Genomic DNA, 20587 nt, shown 5'->3' with positions numbered 1-20587 from the left:
CCTAAAGCCTACTCCACAGTAACAGACTTGGCCAAATTACGAGGCTGATCCACGTCTGTTCCCTTAATCACGGCCACATGATAAGCCAATAACTGCAATGGGATAGTGTAAATAAGGGGGGCGGTCTCATCTTCTACTGGCTGCATCTCTAAGACCTTCATTCCAGGACCGGATTCGACCTCTGCAGCATGATCGGCAAACACATAGAGCTGCCCGCCGCGGGCCCGGACTTCTTGCAGGTTAGACTTCAATTTCTCTAAAACCTGGTCATTAGGAGCGACGGCAATCACTGGCATATCTGCATCTACCAATGCCAGGGGGCCATGCTTTAACTCCCCAGCAGGATAAGCCTCGGCATGAATATAAGAGATCTCTTTGAGCTTGAGGGCTCCCTCCATTGCAATAGGGTAATGGGCCCCCCGCCCCAGAAATAAAGCATTCCGAATCTCTGCAAATTGCTGGGAGAGCTCCTGAATAGCCGGACTCAGCTGCAATGTCTGTTCTACTCGGGCAGGGAGAAGCATTAATTGGGAAACCAGGCGCGCCTCCTCTGCGGCTAACCCGTGGCGTCGCCCCAATGCAATTACCAAGAGTAGCAGCGCTGTTAGCTGGGCGGTAAAAGCCTTGGTGGAGGCCACTCCAATTTCAGGACCAGCCCGCGTCATTAAGACCAAATCAGATTCTCGAACTAACGAGCTTTCTGGAACATTACAGATACTCAAGCTGGGACCAAATCCTAACCGTTGAGCTTCTTTAAGGGCGGCGATCGTATCAGCGGTCTCCCCTGACTGGGACAAAGTCACCACCAAAGTGTCGGGAGTGACTACGGGACGACGATAGCGAAATTCGCTGGCAATCTCCACCCGGCAAGGGATATTGGCAATGGATTCTAGCCAGTAATGGCCGACCATACCGGCATGGTAACTGGTCCCACAGGCCAGGATCAGCACGGATTGGATTTTGTCCAACACCTCTCCTGCCTTAGGGCCAAAAGCTTCATCCAAAACCCGGTGCTCGCTAATCCGCCCTTCTAGAGTTTCTGTGATTGCTCGAGGTTGCTCGAAAATTTCCTTGAGCATATAGTGGCGGAATTCCCCCCGCTCTATGGCATCAGCGCGGATTCTATTTTCCCGGATTGGCCGCTCCACCCGCTGGCCCCTGGCGTCATAAATGGTCACACCCTCCCGGGTTAATTCAGCAATATCCCCTTCTTCTAAAAAGATAAAGCGCTGAGTCACCGGAAGCAAAGCGGCTACATCAGAGGCAATAAAGTGTTCCCCAATACCTATCCCAATAACGAGGGGGCTGCCCCGGCGAGCCGCCACTAAATAATCAGGCCTCCTCGTTGAAATCACTCCCAAAGCATAAGCCCCTTTAAGGTCTTGGAGCGCATTTTGAACCGCTGTTAGGAGATTGTTATGCTGCTCTAGGTAGTGATAGATTTGATGGACAATGACTTCTGTATCAGTATCTGAGGTAAACTCAAAACTGGCACTCCGTTGCTGAGATCGCAGTTCTTCGTAGTTTTCAATAATACCGTTATGGACCAAAGCTACCGTTTGCCGACAGATGTGGGGATGGGCATTGGCTTCGCTAGGTTCACCATGGGTCGCCCAGCGAGTATGGGCAATACCTATAGGACCATTCAGGGCGGCGCCTGAAAGACCCTGCTCAAGTTCTATTATTTTGCCTCGCCGCCGCACCCGCTGCAGGCCCGCACTTCCCCCATCCATGACGACCATCCCCGCCGAGTCGTAGCCCCGATATTCCAAACGCCGTAATCCTTCCAATAGGATGGGAACTACATCCCGCTGCGCAACCGCTCCGACGATACCACACATTGCCCCATCCTCCCTTGTTGTTTTTAAATTGGACTATCCATCCAGTGCGATATGAAAAGAAAATTCAAGGAAAACTGAGCACAAGCACCTTTGCCCTTTACTGGCAAGCCGTTTTAAAACCGCGTCCAGATTAATAACTTTACCTTAGGGTAATCGATTGCTCAGAAGAAAAACTTGAATCGAGTAAACAAGAAACTTTCTCCTCACTTGACTAATCACTCTTTTTTTTAGTAGCCCGCTTCCATCCAGACCGCGTTTTTTGCGGCACCCGACTTAGGGTTAATTCACCGGGAGGTGCATCCCGGGTAATCGTTGTACCGGCACCAATGGTGGCACCTGTACCGATTTTTACCGGGGCCACAAGCTGAGTATTTGAGCCAATAAAGGCATGGTCTTCAATAATCGTAGGATGTTTATTAGCGCCGTCGTAATTACAGGTAATAGTGCCAGCACCAATGTTGACCTCCTTGCCGACAGTAGCATCGCCAATATAGCTCAAGTGATTAACCTTGGAACCTTGGTTGATAGTGGATTTTTTAATTTCCACGAAATTGCCTACATGCACCCCTTCACCTAATCTTGTTTCAGGGCGAATACGGGCAAAGGGACCAATCCGAGCATGGCTATCAATAATGGCATCCTCAATCACGCAATTCGCCAGTACCTCAACTCCTTCCCTCAGCGCTGCATTACGGATATAACAATTAGGTCCGATTTTCACCCCGTCACCAAGGGTGACGCGACCCTCAAAAATTACGTTAATATCAATATTAATATCTTGTCCCACCTCCAGCTCACCTCGCAAATCAAAGCGGGCTGGATCACTGAGGCTAACCCCTTCCCCCATTAAGCGGGCCGCCTCTCGGGCCTGGTAAGCGCGCTCTAAACGCGCCAGTTGCCCACGATCATTGATCCCCATAACCTCCACCCGATCTGTTGCGGAGACTGTCTCAACCCTATGATCTTCGGCAATAGCGTATTCAATAATGTCTGTCAGGTAATATTCCCCCTGAGCATTGTTATTGCTAAGTTTAGGAATGAGCTGTCCTAAATAACGAGCCTCTATAGCAATGATACCCGTGTTGACTTCCCGAATTTCCCGTTGCTCCGGGCTCGTATCAGCCTCCTCAACAATTTTAGATATCTTTCCTAACCTATCTCGAATAATTCGGCCATAACCCGTAGGATTCGGCAACTCAACCGTAAGTAGCCCTATTCCCCCCTGCTCTGCTATCACAAGCAGGCTTTGGAGAGTCTGAACCTCGACCAAGGGAACATCTCCATAAAGGATTAACAGCGATGCATCCGGTTTTATATGGGGCAATCCCTGAGCCACAGCATGGCCCGTACCCAATTGGGATTCTTGCCGCACCCAGATAATATCGGTTGCCCCTATGGCCTCTGGGACAGTTTCCCCACCATGACCGTAGACTACACTAATCTGCTCTGGATTGAGCTGGCGTGCCTTTGCAATCACATGACTCAATAGCGGCCGGCCCGCGAGCCGATGAAGCACTTTTGGTAAGGTTGAACGCATGCGGGTTCCTTGCCCCGCTGCCAGGATAATAACGCTAACAGCCACTATTTCCCCTCTAAATAAGGATTAGGCTTAATGAGAGAGTGCTTACTTGTACTTACCCCTGAGTGCTTACTCAAGGTTGAACCATTATGAATTATCATTTTTACGCTTCTTAACTGTTATATTAGGCCAGGATATGGAAATAAAAAAGGCCGTCAATTGACGGCCTTTTTTATTTCCTAGAAAAAACTGCTCACCTTCTTTGGCCGAGTTTTTTGCGCAACCTCTCAATGGCTCTAAGCTGGGCAATAGCCTCAGCAAGCTCGGCTTCGGCCCGGGCATAATCCATTTCCCCTTCTCGGTTTCGGAGCGCCTCCTCTGCCCGTTGTTTAGCCGCAAGGGCAGCGGCTTCATCAATATCCGCAGCCCGCTGGGCAGTATCGGCCAACACTGTAACCACATGGGGTTGGACCTCAAGCAAGCCACCGGAGACATAAAAGAAATCCTCTTGACCTTCCGGACGCTGAACTCGAACCTCCCCAGGTTTAAGCCGGGTAAGCAAAGGGGTGTGGCGAGGCATAATACCCACCTCACCCATCTCTGCTGGTGCGAACACCATGTTGGCCGTTCCGGAGAAGATTTCCCTCTCGGCACTCACAACGTCCACATGCATAGTCATGGCCATTCCCTTCTCCTTGCGCGTTCCCGATTAAAGTTTCTTAGCTTTTTCTACTGCCTCATCAATAGTGCCCACCATATAAAAGGCCTGCTCCGGTAGATGATCATATTCACCTTCCACAATACCTTTGAAACTTTGGATGGTTTCTTTGAGGGGCACGTACTTGCCGGGACTGCCTGTAAACACCTCAGCCACGAAGAAAGGCTGAGAAAGGAAACGCTGGATCTTTCGTGCCCGGGCCACGATAAGCTTATCCTCTTCCGACAACTCATCCATACCGAGAATGGCGATGATGTCCTTAAGCTCTTTATACCGCTGCAAATTGCCTTGCACCGCCCGGGCTACCTGATAATGTTCCTGTCCCACAATGAGGGGATCAAGCTGGCGGCTGGTGGAGTCCAGAGGATCCACTGCCGGATAAATCCCAAGCTCTGCAATCTGACGGGACAACACCACCGTGGCATCCAAATGGGCAAAGGTCGTCGCCGGCGAGGGATCGGTTAAATCATCCGCAGGCACATAAACTGCTTGGATAGAGGTGATGGACCCGGTCTTGGTTGAGGTAATGCGCTCTTGCAGAACTCCCATTTCCTCCGCCAGCGTAGGCTGATAACCCACCGCCGAGGGCATCCGGCCAAGAAGCGCCGAGACCTCTGTCCCCGCCAGGGTATAGCGGTAGATATTATCAATAAACAACAATACGTCACGGCCTTCTTCACGGAAATATTCCGCCATGGTAAGTCCGGTCAAAGCCACTCGCAAACGGTTTCCAGGGGGCTCATTCATTTGCCCATAGACTAGGGAAACCTTGTCGAGAACCTGGGACTCCTTCATCTCGTGATAGAAGTCATTGCCTTCCCGGGTACGCTCGCCAACCCCCGCAAACACCGAGTAACCAGCATGCTCGGTCGCAATGTTACGGATAAGTTCCATCATATTGACGGTCTTACCCACGCCGGCACCCCCAAATAGGCCGACCTTACCCCCCTTAGCAAAGGGGCATATGAGGTCAATCACTTTAATACCGGTTTCCAATAACTCCGTGGCTGGGGATAGCTCCTCATAGAGGGGCGCTTTACGATGGATTGCCCAGCGCTCTTCTTCGCCAACAGGCCCTGCTTCATCCACAGGATCACCTAGCACGTCCATAATCCGCCCTAGAGTCTTAGCTCCCACTGGCACCGAGATAGGTGATTCGGTATTGGTCACCGCCATTCCCCGGCGCAAACCATCAGAGCTTCCCATGGCAATGGTGCGCACTACACCATCCCCAAGTTGCTGCTGTACTTCCAGGGTTAAACCCACGTCATCGATCCTCAGGGCATCATACACCTTGGGCATAGATTCACGTGGAAATTCCACATCAACTACTGCGCCAATAATCTGCACAGTCTTTCCGGTGCTCATAACTCTGTTCCTCTTAGCGATAATAGTGTGTCTCTGTTACCCGCTTTTGCCCTTGGGCTTGGAATCAGGGACAGGATCTAAAGAGCAGCAGCGCCGCCCACGATCTCTGAAAGTTCCTGGGTAATTGCCGCCTGCCTGGCCTTGTTGTAGGCCAACTGGAGATCATCAATCAGGTTTCCAGCATTATCCGAAGCGGCTTTCATAGCGACCATTCGGGCAGCCTGTTCACAAGCAATATTCTCTACCACGCCCTGATAGACCAATGATTCAATATACCGAACGAGCAATTGGTCCAGAACTTCCTTCGCTTCCGGCTCATAGAGATAGTCCCAATGATGCTCTAGCTTTTCATCCATTTCCCCAGAATCAATAGGCAACAACTGCTCGATCCCCGGGCGCTGGGTCATGGTGTTGACGAATTCATTAAATACCAAATAGAGGCGATCAATGTTCCCCTCCTGGTAATCATCCAGCATCACCTTGACAGTCCCAATCAAATCCTCCACGTGGGGGCTATCTCCAAGGTGGGTTGCCTGAGCCACAATCTTGCCGCCAAATCGGCGAAAAAAGACACTTGCCTTCTGACCGATAGTACAAAGTTCCATGGGCACGCCTTTTCCATCCCACTCCCGCATGGTTCGCAAAAGGCTTCTGAACAAATTGGTATTCAGGCCACCACATAGCCCTCTATCGCTAGAGACAACAATGAAACCGACTTTCTTGACCTCACGACTAATCAGATAGGGGTGCTGATATTCTGGATGAGCCTGAGCCAAGTGACGGATTACATTGCGGACTTTATCCGCGTAGGGGCGGGATGCCCTCATCCGATCTTGGGCTTTACGCATTTTACTCGCCGCCACCATTTCCATTGCGCGGGTAATCTTTTGCGTATTCTTTACACTGCCAATCTTACCCCGTATTTCTTTACCACTCGCCATGGATAATGCTCCCGCTTACCACGTGCTAGTGGTTTTGAAATTTTCGATGGCAGCTTTAATCTCTGCTGCAATCTCGTCGCTGTAATCACCGGTTTGGGTAATCTTGTCCAAAAGTTCCGGATGGCTGGATTTCATATAGCCCTGTAAAGCGGCTTCGAAATCCTGAATCTTATCGACCTCAATATCATCCAAAAAGCCTTCATTAGCAGCCAACAATGACACCGCCATTTGACCTACGCTCATTGGCGAATATTGAGTTTGCTTCATAAGTTCCGTCACTCGCTGGCCACGCTCAAGCTGCCTCCGGGTCGCCTCATCCAAATCGGAGGCAAACTGAGCAAAGGCTGCAAGCTCGCGATATTGAGCCAGGTCTAGGCGAACACCACCCCCTAACTTTTTGATGATTTTGGTCTGGGCTGATCCCCCCACCCGTGACACTGAAAGGCCCGCATTAATAGCTGGACGGATACCCGCGTTAAATAGATCCGTCTCCAAGAAAATCTGGCCGTCCGTAATAGAAATAACATTCGTGGGGATAAAAGCAGAGACGTCTCCCGCCTGGGTCTCAATAATAGGTAAGGCAGTCAAGGAACCAGTCTTACCTTTAACCTTTCCCTCAGTTAATTTTTCCACCTGCTCGGCATTAATCCGGGCAGCTCGCTCCAATAACCGGGAATGAAGGTAGAATACGTCACCTGGAAATGCCTCACGCCCTGGCGGACGGCGGAGCAACAAGGAGACCTGTCTATAGGCCCACGCCTGTTTGGTAAGGTCATCATAGATAATCAGGGCATCCTCTCCCCGATCACGGAAATATTCACCCATGGCACAACCGGCATAGGGCGCAATAAATTGCAGCGCAGCTGATTCAGAGGCATTTGCGGCAACGATAATGGTATGTTCAAGGGCGCCATGTTCTTCCAGTTTGCGCACCACACCTGCAACGGAGGAAGCCTTTTGGCCGATAGCCACATAAATACACTTAATACCGGTGCCTTTCTGATTGATGATGGCATCCACGGCGACCGCTGTTTTTCCCGTTTGGCGGTCTCCAATGATCAGTTCCCGCTGACCTCGACCAATAGGCACCATGGAGTCAATGGCTTTCAAACCCGTTTGCACCGGTTGCGAAACCGACTGACGGGTAATAACGCCGGGAGCTACCTTTTCAATTGGGGAAGTGGCTTCTGCCTCAATGGGCCCACCCCCATCAATGGGAATACCCAGGGAATCGACCACCCGACCGAGTAACGCTTCCCCAACAGGTACTTCTAAGATCCGGCCAGTACATTTAACTCGATCACCTTCAGAGATATGTTGGTAAGGGCCAAGTACTACAGCACCGACTGAATCCCGCTCTAAGTTCATGGCAAGACCGTAGGTGTTGCCTGGGAATTCAATCATTTCACCAAACATCACGTCGGCAAGCCCATGGACACGGACAATACCGTCGGTCACACTGACCACCGTACCTTCCGTACGGGCTTCTACTTTGGCTTCGAATCCTTCAATACGTTTTCTAATAAGTTCGCTAATTTCTGCAGCGTTGAGTTGCAGTTGCATGGCTATGTCCTCTTGTTCGGCCCGCTCTAGTGCAGCAACGAGGTGGCCAACTGATTAAGTTTTCCAATAGCAGAACCGTCAATAACCAAATCGCCGGCGCGGATAACAACACCACCTAGCAGGGATTCATCGGTTTTACAGGAGAACGTCACCTCACGTCCTAACCGACGTTTGAGGGCGGTCGCAATTTCATTCAATTGATCTTCGGTCAGCGGCTTAGCCGAAATAACCTCAGCTTCTAATGTTTCTTCGGTTTCAGCCCGCAGCTGCTCAAATAAGGTAGCGATTTCCGGAAGTACGGACAGGCGATCATTGTCGGCTAATACTTTGAGAAAATTTTTAGCAGCGTCAGTGACCGCATCGCCTCCGATTTCAACAAACAACTCAATGAGCTGTTCGGAAGTGTAGCGCGGATCGTCGATCAAAATCTGTATTTCCGGGTCTCTAACTAGGTCTGCAAATGCACTTAGCGCACCGGACCATTGATCGTAGTTCCCCTGTGCCTGGGCCAGCTCAAACACCGCATTGGCATACGGTCGAGCAATTGTTATCTTCTCAGCCATTAACTTATAAGATCCTTAAATCTGGCCTACCAATTCTTTTACCAAGGCTTTGTTCGCCTCTTCGTCAAGCTCCCGCTTGAGAATTTTGCTAGCTCCGGCGACGGCAATCGATACCACCTGGCCTCGCAAATCCTCACGGGCACGATTCATCTCCTGCTGTATCTCGGCGTTAGCCGCGGCTTTTAACCGTTCTCCCTCAGCATGGGCAGATTCCTTAGCTTCCTCAATAATTTCATTGGCACGTTTCTGGGCCTGAGTGATAATCTCGGCAGCTTTTTCTTTGGCCTCGTGCAGGGTCTCCTTGGCACGTTTTTCTGCCAGCTCCTGTTCATGCTTGCCGCGCTCGGCCGCAGCCAAGCCGTCAGCAACTCGCTTCTTCCGTTCTTCCATCAGGTGAGTCAAAGGCCCCCAAAGGTAGCGGTTGACAAACCAGATTAGAATCCCGAAGGCCACCATCTGGCCGATGAGCGTAGCAGTTACATTCATGGCGGCACTCCTCTACTTTGTATAGTTGTGGCTGATCTACTTTATTAACTTAACCCCCAAGAGCCGTCTGGGCAGCACCGGCAAAGGGATTGGCAAAGACAAACCACATGGACATACCAAGAACAATCATGGGAAAAGCTTCCATCAGACCGCCTGTAAACAACATCTGCCCCATCAACTGTGGGCGCATCTCAGGCTGCCGAGCGATGCCTTCAATATACTTGGAACAAATAAGACCCCAACCCAGGGCAGAACCAAGACCCGCAGCGGCAAGGATAATGCCCACACCAATCGCAGTAGAGGCATAAATAGAAACAAGCAATTCAGGATTCATGAAATTTCTCCTCGTAAAAAAACTAGATGGAAAAAATATTTAGAAAAAAAGTATTCAGAAAAACTGGCGTTGATTAATGTTCTTCCTCGGTATGGGCCATCCCTAGGTAAACAATGGTGAGCAACATAAAAATAAACGCCTGCAGCGTAATCACCAGAATATGGAAGATAGCCCATAGGGTATCCAGCATGATCTGCGGCACCCAAGCCGCTCCAAAACCCGCCAAGGACAATAAAGCAATGAGCAGAAAAATAAGCTCACCAGCAAACATATTGCCAAATAAACGCAAGCCAAGAGAAACGGGTTTAGCGACCTCTTCAATGGTCGTCATGACGAGATTGACAGGGACCAAATACTTACCAAATGGGTGAAAGAGAAACTGTTTGAAATAACCGAATGGGCCCTTGATTTTGACGTTGTAATAAACTATGAGGGCAAATACGGTTAACGCCAAGGCAAAGGTAGTATCAAGTTCAGTGGTTGGCACAACCTTAAGACTATGGATACCCATTACCTCAGCAAGCTTAGGCAATAGATCCACGGGAATTAAATCCATGGCGTTCATCAAAAACACCCATAAGAAAATGGTAATGGCAAGTGGCCCAATGAGTGGATTGCGCCCCGGGAAAATATCCTTAACCTGCTGATCCACAAACTCAACGACAGCCTCTAGTACATTCTGCATGCCGCCAGGTTCCGATAAATTGAGATTACGGCCAATGCGGTAGCTGGCGTAGACTAGCAGCGCTGCCAAGCCGAGACTGATAAATAGGGTATCGAGCTTAAAACTCCAGAATCCCATGCTCTCGCATTGGCCAATGCATAAATTCGTGAGATGGTGGTTGATGTATTCTACGGGGTTGCTTTCGGCACTCAACTTTTTCTTCCCACTGGTTGGTTATATGACAAGTTATTACAAATCTTCTTTGCTATCCCAAAATGCTAATCGGGTGTATTCATAGGTACACGATTAAACAGATAGCCTAATTGGGCAGCAGCAAAGCCAAGCAATAACGCTAACGGATCTAACTTTAATACTCCCATACCGATGGCCATCAAAAGTAAAGTCCCCCCAAAGCGAATGCTCGCTCCGATATAGAACTCCGCTAAAGCTCGCTTGCTGTTAGCCCGACCTACTCGCCACGCCATGACCGCGGTATTGATTAAGGCAATACCCCCACCATATCCCGCTGCCAGCGCACTATCGCCGCCCTTAATGACAGCATAAGCCAGTACCACTGGGAGTACTAAAAGCAGCTGAACAACCAGCAGTCTGCGCAAAGTTGCGCGCAGCACCCGCGCTGCATAGCTCATAACCTGTATCTTCTATAAATCCAGCAAGGCTGAGGTGTCAGCTTCTTCATCAAGGTTTCGTTAACGTTGGTTATTTTACGCCGCCCGTTACGGGGCGCGCAGTATAATGACTGGAAGCGCCAGGGTCAATGATAACTGCGCAACCTATCCTTACTATGCTGTTGAGGTTTTGTTTTAGGGCAGCTATCCTAACTTATTTTTCCTTGTTAAAACAATCCCGCACTCAAAAGATCACTTGATATGGGCCAGTATGCCATCTAACTCATCAACACTATGGTAATGAATTAAAAGCTTACCACTCCCACTAGGATGGTGCTGGAGCCGAACCACTGCCCCTAACCGCTCGGCCAGCTCTTCTTGCAAACGGCGAATATCAGGATCTAACGACTTTTCTTTAGAACGTTGGGGACGCGGTGCTTGCTGCAAGCGCTTTACTAGACGCTCTGTTTCTCGCACTGATAACCCTTGCTGGGCGACTGTACGTGCTGCTTTCCGCTGAGCCTCGTCGCTAAGCGCCAGTAGGGCGCGTGCATGTCCCATTTCAAGATTACCTTTTTCCACCAGTTGTTTGACTTCTTTTTCTAGTGTTAAGAGGCGTAACAAGTTAGATACTGCAGCCCGAGAACGACCTACTGCCTGGGAAGCTTCTTGGTGAGTTATTCCAAATTCATTAATCAACCGTTGCAAAGCATTCGCCTCTTCAATGGGATTGAGGTCCTCTCGTTGAATATTTTCAATTAGCGCCATTGCCACGGCAGTTTGATCAGGCACATCCCGTACTACGGCCGGTATTTCATCAAGGCCTACCATCTGTGCTGCCCGCCAACGGCGCTCACCGGCAATGAGTTCGAAGGTACCGCTACCTCCTGGACGGACGACAATCGGCTGAACTATTCCTTGGGCACGAATAGAGTCAGCTAATTCCTCTAGGGCCGTAGGGCATATTTCCATCCGCGGCTGATACTTTCCGAGCCGGATCTGATCTAGGGGAAGGCGCCGCAATTCCTCTTTAGCCTTGGTTTCACCAATATCAATGGGCAAGTCGGCAGCCCCCAGTAAGGCATCTAACCCCCGCCCCAATCCCCGTTTTTTTACCGCCATTATGGAATTACCTCACCTCCGCTTGTAAGGGTTCTTCTCTCACCTCCCGCATGAGCACTTCTTTTGCCAAGACCAAATAAGCAACAGAGCCGCGGGAAGCACGATCATACAGCATAACGGGTTTACCATAACTTGGTGCTTCCGCCAAACGAACGTTACGCGGGATAATGGTGCTATAGACTTGTTGCCCGAAATGACTTATCAGCTGATTGGATACCTCATTGGCGAGATTATTGCGGGGGTCGAACATCGTTCGAAGCAGGCCAGCAATATGCAATTGAGGATTGAGCCTCTGCTGGATGCCTTCAATAGTATTCAGCAAGGCCGACAAACCTTCAAGGGCATAATATTCACACTGGATAGGAATAATAACCCCATCGGCTGCGGTTAAGGCATTGATTGTTAGCATGTTAAGAGCGGGTGGACAATCAACAAGAATTTCGTCATAGTTATAACGAATTTTTTCAAGGGCTAGCCGCAATCGAAACTCCCGTTTTGATGCTGAAAGCAATTCCACCTCAGCGGCTGTTAAATCGCCATTAGCAGGCAATACAGTATAGCTTGACTCTTGCAGTTTAATCAGAGCATCACCAGGGGCAAAATCTTCCAGTAGGACATCATAGGTGGTCGCGGATAAGGAGGATTTATCGATACCACTGCCGGTGGTCGCATTCCCTTGAGGATCCATATCGATCAGCAGCACGCCGCGTTTATGGGCAGCAAGTGAAGCTGCTAGATTGACGCTGGTGGTTGTCTTGCCCACCCCCCCTTTCTGATTAGTAATGGCAATAATACGACCCATCTCAATGATCTCCTGCCCTACTTGGTCTTAACTTCACCAAATGGCGTTGAGCATTAAGCCCCGGCACCGACAAAGCACAGACTTCTACAATGTCAAAGGTTGCAGGCAATTCCTTAAGCTCTTCTTCCGGGAACCCCCCTTTCATCGCCAGCAAATACCCCGACGGCTTGCATAAGTGCCCTACCTGGACAACAAAATCAGCCAATTTGGCAAAGGCTCGAGTCACGACAACATCAAACAGATAGGGGGGGCGGTAGGCCTCAACCCGCTCACAAACGACCGAGACGTTCGATAATCCTAATTCAATGGATGCCTGAATGAGAAATCGAGTTTTTTTAGTACTCTTATCAAGTAAAGTAAATTCACGCTCAGGATAGGCTATCGCTAAGGGAATACCCGGCAATCCACCGCCGCTGCCCACATCTAGGATTCGGCCCACCCCCAAATAAGGCCCGATACTGAGGCTGTCAAGTAAGTGTTTCGAAATCATTTCCGCAGGATTTCTAATAGCCGTTAGGTTATAACGCTGGCTCCACTTCTCCAATAACCGGATATAGGCCAGCAATCCCCCTACTTGCCTCTGCTCCAGCTTGAACCCTAAGATTAACAATCCTTTCTCAAGGATTTCTGTTCCCATTAAAGCCAAGTTTATTCCTCTCTAGCTGGGGACACTAACGGGAACATGATGCCTAAACCTCCACTTCTTCTAAAACACGGGCACGCTTTAAGTAAACTAATAAAAGTGACACGGCAGCAGGAGTCACTCCTGGTATCCGCGCTGCTTGTCCTAAGGTAGCCGGCCGCACCCGGGCCAGTTTCTCCTGGACCTCGGCGGAAAGCCCTTTAACCTGATGGTAATCCAAATCTAAGGGGAGGCGTAAACCTTCATGGCGCTGCTGGCGAGTGATCTCCTGTTGTTGGCGCTCAATATAACCCGCATATTTGGCTTGAATAGCAATTTGTTCTGCCACAACTGGGTCTACTGCTACCGGCTCGCCAATCAAACGCATCAGCTTTTCATAACTGATTTGTGGCCGCCGCAACAGTTCAATAAGACGGTACTCACGGCGTAGGGGCTCACCCAAGAGGGTAGTTGCCTCTTCCTCGGCAACCTGATCCGGTCCAATTCGTTGCTGAGAAAGCCGTTGGTTTTCCCTTTCAATCGCCTCCCACTTGGCATTGAATTGCCTCCAACGGGTTTCGTCTACCACCCCCAACGCCTGTCCTTTGGGGGTCAAGCGCAGATCGGCGTTGTCTTCGCGCAGCAGCAGGCGATACTCAGCACGGCTGGTAAACATCCGATAGGGTTCACTAGTTCCGCAGGTGATCAGATCATCAATGAGCACCCCCACATAGGCCTCATCCCTTCGTGGCCACCAAGGCGCTTGATCTCGGATTTGAAGGCCGGCATTAAGTCCTGCAATCAGCCCTTGGGCCGCTGCCTCTTCATAACCTGTAGTGCCATTGATTTGCCCAGCAAAATAGAGCCCTTGCAGAAAAGAGGTTTCCAAGGAAGGCTTAAGATCCCGGGGATCAAAGAAATCATACTCAATAGCATAGCCTGGGCGAGTAATATGGGCCTGATCAAATCCCGGAATAGAGCGCACGAGAGCTTCCTGAACATCAAAGGGCAAGCTGGTGGAGATGCCATTAGGATAGACCTCGAAGGTTTCCAATCCCTCAGGTTCAATAAAAATCTGATGGGACTCTTTATCAGAAAAACGAACCACCTTATCTTCGATGGAGGGACAGTAGCGAGGTCCCATCCCTTCTATCTCCCCGCTATACATGGGAGAGCGGTCCAGATTGGCGCGGATAATCTCATGAGTCTGGGGGGTAGTCCGGGTAATATGACAATGTACCTGGGATGGATGATCCTGCACTGAACCCAGGAAAGAAAATACCGGTACCGGGCTATCCCCCGGTTGTACCTCCAGTTGAGAATAGTCAATACTCCGGCCATCGATACGGGGAGGGGTCCCGGTCTTCAAACGAGCAACCCGGAAGGGGAGTTCCCGCAACCGACAAGCCAGAGCATTGGCCGGAGGATCACCCGCCCGTCCCCCTTCATGATGAGTTAATCCCACATGAATGCGACCTCCCAGAAAAGTCCCCACGGTGAGGATAATTGCCGGAGCATAGAAAGTAAGCCCCAGTTGAGTCTTTACTCCAATCACTCGTTCCCCTTCCACTAGGAGGTCAGCGACTGCCTGCTGGAAAAGGGATAGATGAGGCTGTTGTTCTAGAGATTTGCGCACCGCCGCCTTGTATAAGGTCCGATCAGCCTGGGCTCGAGTAGCTCGGACAGCCGGACCCTTGCGCGCATTCAGCACGCGAAAATGAATTCCAGCCCGATCCGCTGCGTGGGCCATTAACCCGCCCAAAGCATCAATCTCTTTAACGAGGTGCCCTTTACCAATGCCACCGATCGCAGGATTACAGCTCATCTGGCCCAGGGTTTCAAGATTGTGGGTCAGTAGCAATGTTCGCACACCTTGCCGAGCAGCGGCCAAGGCGGCTTCGGTGCCTGCGTGGCCACCTCCCACAATGATTACCTCATATTGATAAGAAGAGGTCATAGATTATTTGCCGATACAAAAAGTTGAGAATATCTCACCCAATAAATCATCCGAACGGTATTCGCCAGTAATCTCTGCTAAGGCATTTTGAGCCTGACGCAGCTCTTCGGCAAGCATTTCCTCAGGCCCTTCCTCCCTGAGGATCTCCCCCGCCGCCGCTACAGCAGCTCCTGCCCGCTGCAAAGCTTCTAAATGACGCCGCCGGGCTGAGAAGTATCCTTCCCCTTCCCCATCAAAGCCTGCGCACTCTTTCAGCCGCTGTAGGAGCAAATCCATGCCAGCGCCGGTCAGCACAGAAAGCCGGAGCATTACTCCTTCCTGGGCATCTTCTCTGCGCTCTGCAGATGCGCCGCTCAAATCAATCTTGTTCAGTATAAGGGTATAAGTCACATTATCAGGCAATTCACTGAGAATTGCTTGCTCTAGTTCTGTTAAACCAACCTGATCATCGGCAATCAGCAACACATGGTCAGCGCTAGTAACCTCTTCACGAGTACGACGCATTCCTTCCTGCTCGATGATATCCATGGAATCATGGAGACCCGCAGTATCAGAAAGACGTATGGGCAAGCCGTCGATAGTAATATGCTCGCGCAAAAGATCCCGGGTAGTTCCGGGAACATCCGTGACAATGGCGGCTTCAAATCCCGCTAAACGATTATGCAGGCTGGATTTACCGACGTTGGGCCGGCCTACTAGCACTACCCTTATCCCTTCCCGAAGTAAAGCCCCCTGCTGGGCGCTACGATGGATTCTCCTTAATGTAGATTGAAGCCCTTGTAAACGCTCTGCCACTGCCCCTCGTTCAATAAAATCAATATCCTCGTCGCTAAAATCAATATCCGCCTCCACCAAACAGCGCAGCTCGATCAGCTGATCTCGCAGTTCCTGGATCTGGGCTGAAAATTCACCATGGAGAGAACGCAAGGCGCTGCGGGCGGCTTGCTCCGAAGCACTTTCAATAAGATCGGCAATCGCTTCAGCCTGAGCCAAATCAATTTTATTATTAAGAAAGGCCCGCTCGCTAAACTCACCAGGGCGCGCTAAACGAGCGCCTAACTGGAGAACACAACTCAGAAGCCAGTCCATCACGACAGGCCCCCCGTGCCCCTGCAACTCCAGCACATCTTCACCGGTAAAAGAGCGGGGACCAGGAAAATAGAGAGCGAGCCCCCGATCGATAGTCTCTCCCTCGCGATTACGAAAACGGCAGAAAGCAGCGTAACGGGGCGGAGGAACCCGCCCCGTAATGTGTTCCGCCACGTGACAACAAAGCGGGCCTGAAACGCGAACCACACCAATGCCACCTCGACCGGGTGGGGTGGCTATTGCAGCGATGGTATCGCTCAGCCCTCCTTTTCGATCTGGCGAGTAATGTACCATTGCTGGGCAATGGAGAGGATATTATTGACCACCCAATACAGGACCAATCCCGCCGGAAACAGGACAAAGAAGATAGTAAACATAACCGGCATCAAAGCAATGACCTTCGCCTGTATGGGGTCGGTTGGTGCTGGACTCAACTTCTGCTGGACAAACATGCTTACACCCATTAATAGGGGCAAGACATAATAAGGATCTTTCGCAGTGAGGTCCTGAATCCAAAAAGCAAATGGCGCATGCCGTAATTCAACCGATTCTATTAACATCCAATAGAGCGCAATAAATACGGGGATCTGCACCAATATGGGGAGGCATCCCCCCATGGGGTTGACCTTCTCCTTCCTATATAGCTCCATCATGGCTTGACCCATTTTGTGCCGATCGTCCCCATGCTGTTCCTTGAGAGCAAGAAGGCGGGGCTGTAATTTGCGCATGCGAGCCATGGAGCGATAACTGGTCTGGGAAAGCTTGAAGAAAATAAGTTTGACCATCACGGTCAACAGCACAATAGCCCATCCCCAGTTGCCCACCAAACTGTGGAACCAACTCATCAGCCAGAAGAGGGGCTCAGCCAGGATAGTCAGCTTACCGTAATCCACGGTTAGATTTAGTTTAGGGGCTGTAGCAGCCAGTCGATCCTGAATCTTGGGACCTGCAAATAAACTTAGTTTGAACTCTCCACTTTCTCCCGGCGCCACCGTCTGCTGGGAAGGCATTACCCCAGCAATATAGCGGGAGCCTTGCACATGCCTACCGTAATAATAATTGCTTCCCTCCTCCCGAGGGATCCAGGCGGCCACGAAATAGTGTTGGAGCATGGCTGCCCATCCCCCTGAGCTATGGCGCTCAAAGGGCTCTGAGGCCAAGTCACCAAAATCAACTTTTTGGTACTCATTCTCCTCGGTAGAAAAAACTGCGCCTATGTAGGAACGGACAAAAAAGCTGTCGGACTTAGGAGGGGTACGGATGAATTGAGCATAGGGCCGCCCCGTCCAAACTTGATCTGTTCCATTTTCGATCTTGAGGTTTAGATCAACCTCATAGCTATCCCTATGGAATATATAGGTCTTCGTCACCTTAATGCCGCTTTCGTCCTCCCAAGTGAGGGGAACAACCAGACTGTCTTCACCCGGTGCCAGTTGATAATGGCTCTTAGACGCTGAAAACTGAGCCGTTTCATGGGTGGCAGAAGGCCCTGAAATCGCCCGCAACCCTGATTGAGTAACAAAAAGATCAGGATCGGCTTGATGCAATAAAGATACTGGCTCATTGGGTTTTTTCAGAGAAACCGGATAATCCAGCAGCTGCACTTCATACAGATCACCACTCGTCATTTCAATCTTGACTGTGAGGAGATCTGTTTTCACCTCAATAGCTTGCCCTGCTAAGACGGGGCCTGTGTCCATATCAGCCATTGCAGGTGGTGCTGTACCCGAAACCCCTTCAGGCGGCGGCGTATCTAGACCCTTCTCAGGTAGAGCTGGAGCTGGAGAAGAGTCTTCCGAACTAGCCGAAGGTTGCGGCGGCGGCGGGGGCATAAGCGGGATAGGGCCATAATCCGTTTGCCAAGCATCCCACATCAAAAACAATACTAGAATCAAAGCAGAGAATAGAAGCAACCGATAGTTTTCCATGACACCTTTTCCGTTGGGTTTCCGGCATGGAGAGCAATATCCCCTAAATGCTAGCGATAGGAATTGTTAGGCCTCTATCGCAGATAACCTCAATGAATTAAACAGAATGACTAAAATTGGCAGCCTATTTGCCTTATGACAGCCTATAGAACAGCCATAACGTTGCAGGAAAAAGATTTAGGAATCATTACGCCGCTCGATTAGGCGCATCCATTGACTCTCTAGGCAACGGAGCAGATCCGAATTTGAACGCTGGTTAATACCTGGCCTCGACAACACAACCAGATCCCGCCCACCCAATACTCGTTGCCATTGGCGGAAGCTCTCTCTAATCAGGCGCTTTATCCGATTTCTATCAACTGCTCGGGAAAAGTGTTTGCGGGGAATAGCCATCCCCAGACGAGGATGTTCTAAGCTATTCGAGCGATAAAGTACAGTAAACGCTTTGCCGCTAGCCCGCTTCCCAGCCGCAAACACTTGCTTGAAGTCGCCTGGGTCCACGAGCCGCATCGAGCGAGTGAACCCGAATTGTTTCATATTGAGACAATCTATTTGGACTAAGCGTTAAGCGCTAAGGCGTTTCCGCCCCTTAGCGCGGCGCCTATTGATCACAGCGCGCCCACCCTGGGTCCGCATCCGAGCACGAAACCCATGTGTGCGTTTACGCTTTAAGTTCTTAGGTTGGAAGGTACGCTTCATCTTTGTTGAACCTATTTAGCAGCCATAGTTGGCTAGATACCCGTGCGAAATAAAGCTAATAAACTATCTGGCAGCGGTGGCTGATGTCAAGAGAGAATTAGGAATCCATTCCTCCTTGCCAAGATGGCTCGATAGGGATAAGTTTTTTATTTCCCCAGTAACAATAATCAGGGCAGAAACCTCAGTCCTTAATACGCTAAGGACACTAAGTTGCCCTTGTTTCTGGCCGCATCTCTCTTAAACGTTAGGCAATCTAGCCTAATCTCGATTGTTTACAAGGAGTATGCAATCCGTGCCATTCTCGCTTTGGGAACACTGCCTTAATCATCTAGAAGGGGAACTTGACCTCCAGGAGTTCAATACCTACATTCGCCCCTTACAAGCAATACAGCAAGATTCTAATCTGCGCCTTTACGCACCCAACCAATTTGTGGTCGATTGGGTACAAGACTGCGCTGAAAACCGCATTAATGCGTTACTCTCCCACTACAGTGACGGTCGCATCGAAAAGGCAATCCTGGAGGTGGGTTCTTGTAATCCACAACCACCAGCCTCCCCTCCTGTGCCTGAGCTACCTTCAGAGGCCGTTCTCACCTCTTCATCCAGAGACATTGATCGAATCCCCGAATCCCGACTTAACAAAAATTATACCTTCGATAATTTTGTTGAGGGCAAATCTAATCAGTTGCCTCGCGCCGCTTCCTATCAAGTTGCAGAAAACCCTGGAAGTGCCTATAACCCTTTATTTATTTACGGAGGAGTGGGCCTTGGCAAAACCCATCTGATGCATGCCGTAGGCAATTATATCCGAGCCCGCAGCCCTCACGCTCGGGTGGCTTACTTACACTCGGAACAATTCGTTGCCGAGATGATCAGAGCCTTACAGCTTAACGCCATAAACGAATTTAAGGGCCGTTATCGCTCAGTAGATGTTTTACTTATTGATGATATCCAATTTTTCGCCGGAAAAGAGCGCTCACAGGAAGAGTTTTTCTATACTTTCAATACCTTACTAGAGGTCCAACACCAAATCATTTTGACTTGTGACCGTTTCCCGAAAGAGGTTAATGGGTTGGAGGAGCGGTTGAAATCACGGTTTGGTTGGGGACTAACGGTTGCTGTTGAACCTCCGGAATTGGAAACGCGGGTTGCAATCTTAATGAATAAAGCCAGTGTCGAAAGCGTTGCCCTATCGGATGACGTCGCATTTTTTCTCGGGCGCCTCATTTATTCCAACGTCCGCGAACTGGAAGGAGCACTACGACGGGTGATTGCTTATTCTCGATTTACCCGCCGCCCCATTACGATGGAACTGACCCGTGAAGCACTTAAAGACCTACTAGCCTTACAAGAGAAACTAGTCACCATCGAGAATATCCAGAAAACAGTGGCCGAATACTACAAGATCCGGGTTTCTGATTTACCGTCAAAGCGGCGTTCCCGCGCGATCGCTCGACCTCGGCAAATCGCCATGAGCCTTTCCAAAGAACTCACAGATCACAGTTTAACGGAAATTGGAAAATCCTTCGGCGGCCGTGATCACACCACAGTTCTCCATGCCTGTCGTAAAATAGATGAGCTTAAGAGTAGTGATCGACGAGTCGCTGAAGATTACCAAAATCTACTGAAAAGGCTGTCTACCTAGGTGTGGATAAAGGTGTGGATAAGTTGTGTATAACACGTGGATAAACTGTTGAAAAGAATCAATTCACAAATTATCCACTATTTATACACAACTTATC

General features: G+C 50.1%; 20 protein-coding genes. 1 reads left to right on the top strand and 19 read right to left on the bottom strand.

Going from position 1 to position 20587, the window contains the following annotated elements; all coding sequences use genetic code 11:
* Positions 1-8 precede the first annotated feature (8 nt).
* From glmS to rpmH, 19 genes are all read right to left on the bottom strand, one after another.
* Positions 9-1841 carry a glutamine--fructose-6-phosphate transaminase (isomerizing) gene (glmS, locus tag E3U44_RS04200; RefSeq protein ID WP_134356811.1) on the bottom strand — a complete coding sequence of 611 codons (1833 nt, stop codon included), beginning with the start codon at positions 1839-1841 and terminating at the stop codon, positions 9-11.
* Between the two features lie 211 nt (positions 1842-2052).
* Positions 2053-3423, bottom strand: a complete 1371-nt coding sequence (glmU, locus tag E3U44_RS04195; RefSeq protein ID WP_134356810.1) for a bifunctional UDP-N-acetylglucosamine diphosphorylase/glucosamine-1-phosphate N-acetyltransferase GlmU — start codon at positions 3421-3423, stop codon at positions 2053-2055.
* A gap of 190 nt (positions 3424-3613) precedes the next feature.
* The gene (locus tag E3U44_RS04190; protein WP_134356809.1) at positions 3614-4045 is read right to left on the bottom strand and encodes a F0F1 ATP synthase subunit epsilon; all 432 of its coding nucleotides are present in this window, start codon (positions 4043-4045) and stop codon (positions 3614-3616) included.
* Positions 4046-4069: 24 nt separating this feature from the next.
* Positions 4070-5446, bottom strand: a complete 1377-nt coding sequence (gene atpD / locus E3U44_RS04185; RefSeq protein ID WP_134356808.1) for a F0F1 ATP synthase subunit beta — start codon at positions 5444-5446, stop codon at positions 4070-4072.
* A gap of 77 nt (positions 5447-5523) precedes the next feature.
* On the bottom strand, positions 5524-6387 hold the full coding sequence (gene atpG, locus E3U44_RS04180; protein ID WP_134356807.1) for a F0F1 ATP synthase subunit gamma: 864 nt from the start codon (positions 6385-6387) through the stop codon (positions 5524-5526).
* A 15-nt stretch (positions 6388-6402) separates the two neighbouring features.
* A complete protein-coding gene (gene atpA / locus E3U44_RS04175) occupies positions 6403-7950 on the bottom strand; it encodes a F0F1 ATP synthase subunit alpha (RefSeq protein WP_134356806.1) in 1548 nt (515 codons plus the stop codon).
* 26 nt (positions 7951-7976) lie between these two features.
* Complete coding sequence (locus E3U44_RS04170) at positions 7977-8513, bottom strand: F0F1 ATP synthase subunit delta (RefSeq protein WP_134356805.1); 537 nt, start codon at positions 8511-8513, stop codon at positions 7977-7979.
* 15 nt (positions 8514-8528) lie between these two features.
* A complete protein-coding gene (locus E3U44_RS04165) occupies positions 8529-8999 on the bottom strand; it encodes a F0F1 ATP synthase subunit B (protein ID WP_134356804.1) in 471 nt (156 codons plus the stop codon).
* Between the two features lie 49 nt (positions 9000-9048).
* Complete coding sequence (gene atpE, locus E3U44_RS04160; RefSeq protein WP_134356803.1) at positions 9049-9333, bottom strand: F0F1 ATP synthase subunit C; 285 nt, start codon at positions 9331-9333, stop codon at positions 9049-9051.
* A gap of 73 nt (positions 9334-9406) precedes the next feature.
* Positions 9407-10210: a F0F1 ATP synthase subunit A gene (gene atpB, locus E3U44_RS04155; RefSeq protein ID WP_134356802.1), complete on the bottom strand. Its 804-nt coding sequence runs from the start codon at positions 10208-10210 to the stop codon at positions 9407-9409.
* A 65-nt stretch (positions 10211-10275) separates the two neighbouring features.
* Positions 10276-10647, bottom strand: coding sequence for an ATP synthase subunit I (locus E3U44_RS04150; protein WP_134356801.1), 372 nt, complete (start codon positions 10645-10647; stop codon positions 10276-10278).
* A 231-nt stretch (positions 10648-10878) separates the two neighbouring features.
* Complete coding sequence (locus E3U44_RS04145) at positions 10879-11748, bottom strand: ParB/RepB/Spo0J family partition protein (RefSeq protein ID WP_134356800.1); 870 nt, start codon at positions 11746-11748, stop codon at positions 10879-10881.
* A 7-nt stretch (positions 11749-11755) separates the two neighbouring features.
* The gene (locus E3U44_RS04140; RefSeq protein ID WP_134356799.1) at positions 11756-12550 is read right to left on the bottom strand and encodes a ParA family protein; all 795 of its coding nucleotides are present in this window, start codon (positions 12548-12550) and stop codon (positions 11756-11758) included.
* A 1-nt stretch (position 12551) separates the two neighbouring features.
* Complete coding sequence (gene rsmG / locus E3U44_RS04135) at positions 12552-13187, bottom strand: 16S rRNA (guanine(527)-N(7))-methyltransferase RsmG (protein WP_420812604.1); 636 nt, start codon at positions 13185-13187, stop codon at positions 12552-12554.
* 52 nt (positions 13188-13239) lie between these two features.
* Complete coding sequence (mnmG, locus tag E3U44_RS04130) at positions 13240-15129, bottom strand: tRNA uridine-5-carboxymethylaminomethyl(34) synthesis enzyme MnmG (RefSeq protein ID WP_134356797.1); 1890 nt, start codon at positions 15127-15129, stop codon at positions 13240-13242.
* Between the two features lie 3 nt (positions 15130-15132).
* Positions 15133-16512, bottom strand: coding sequence for a tRNA uridine-5-carboxymethylaminomethyl(34) synthesis GTPase MnmE (mnmE, locus tag E3U44_RS04125; RefSeq protein WP_134356796.1), 1380 nt, complete (start codon positions 16510-16512; stop codon positions 15133-15135).
* On the bottom strand, positions 16476-18146 hold the full coding sequence (gene yidC, locus E3U44_RS04120; protein ID WP_134356795.1) for a membrane protein insertase YidC: 1671 nt from the start codon (positions 18144-18146) through the stop codon (positions 16476-16478). Before yidC ends, mnmE begins: the two co-directional genes overlap by 37 nt.
* 177 nt (positions 18147-18323) lie before the next feature.
* On the bottom strand, positions 18324-18683 hold the full coding sequence (gene rnpA, locus E3U44_RS04115; protein WP_134356794.1) for a ribonuclease P protein component: 360 nt from the start codon (positions 18681-18683) through the stop codon (positions 18324-18326).
* 27 nt (positions 18684-18710) lie between these two features.
* The gene (gene rpmH, locus E3U44_RS04110; RefSeq protein ID WP_013034820.1) at positions 18711-18845 is read right to left on the bottom strand and encodes a 50S ribosomal protein L34; all 135 of its coding nucleotides are present in this window, start codon (positions 18843-18845) and stop codon (positions 18711-18713) included.
* Between the two features lie 292 nt (positions 18846-19137).
* Between rpmH and dnaA the strand changes: the two genes are divergently transcribed.
* Positions 19138-20490 (top strand): chromosomal replication initiator protein DnaA, encoded by a 1353-nt coding sequence (dnaA, locus tag E3U44_RS04105; RefSeq protein ID WP_134356793.1) that lies wholly within the window; start codon positions 19138-19140, stop codon positions 20488-20490.
* Positions 20491-20587 lie beyond the last annotated feature (97 nt).

Origin of the sequence: Nitrosococcus wardiae (genome assembly GCF_004421105.1) — a bacterium.
Lineage (GTDB): Bacteria > Pseudomonadota > Gammaproteobacteria > Nitrosococcales > Nitrosococcaceae > Nitrosococcus > Nitrosococcus wardiae.
Note: the sequence above shows the minus strand (reverse complement) of the source record. Positions and strands in the feature narration are given on the sequence as shown.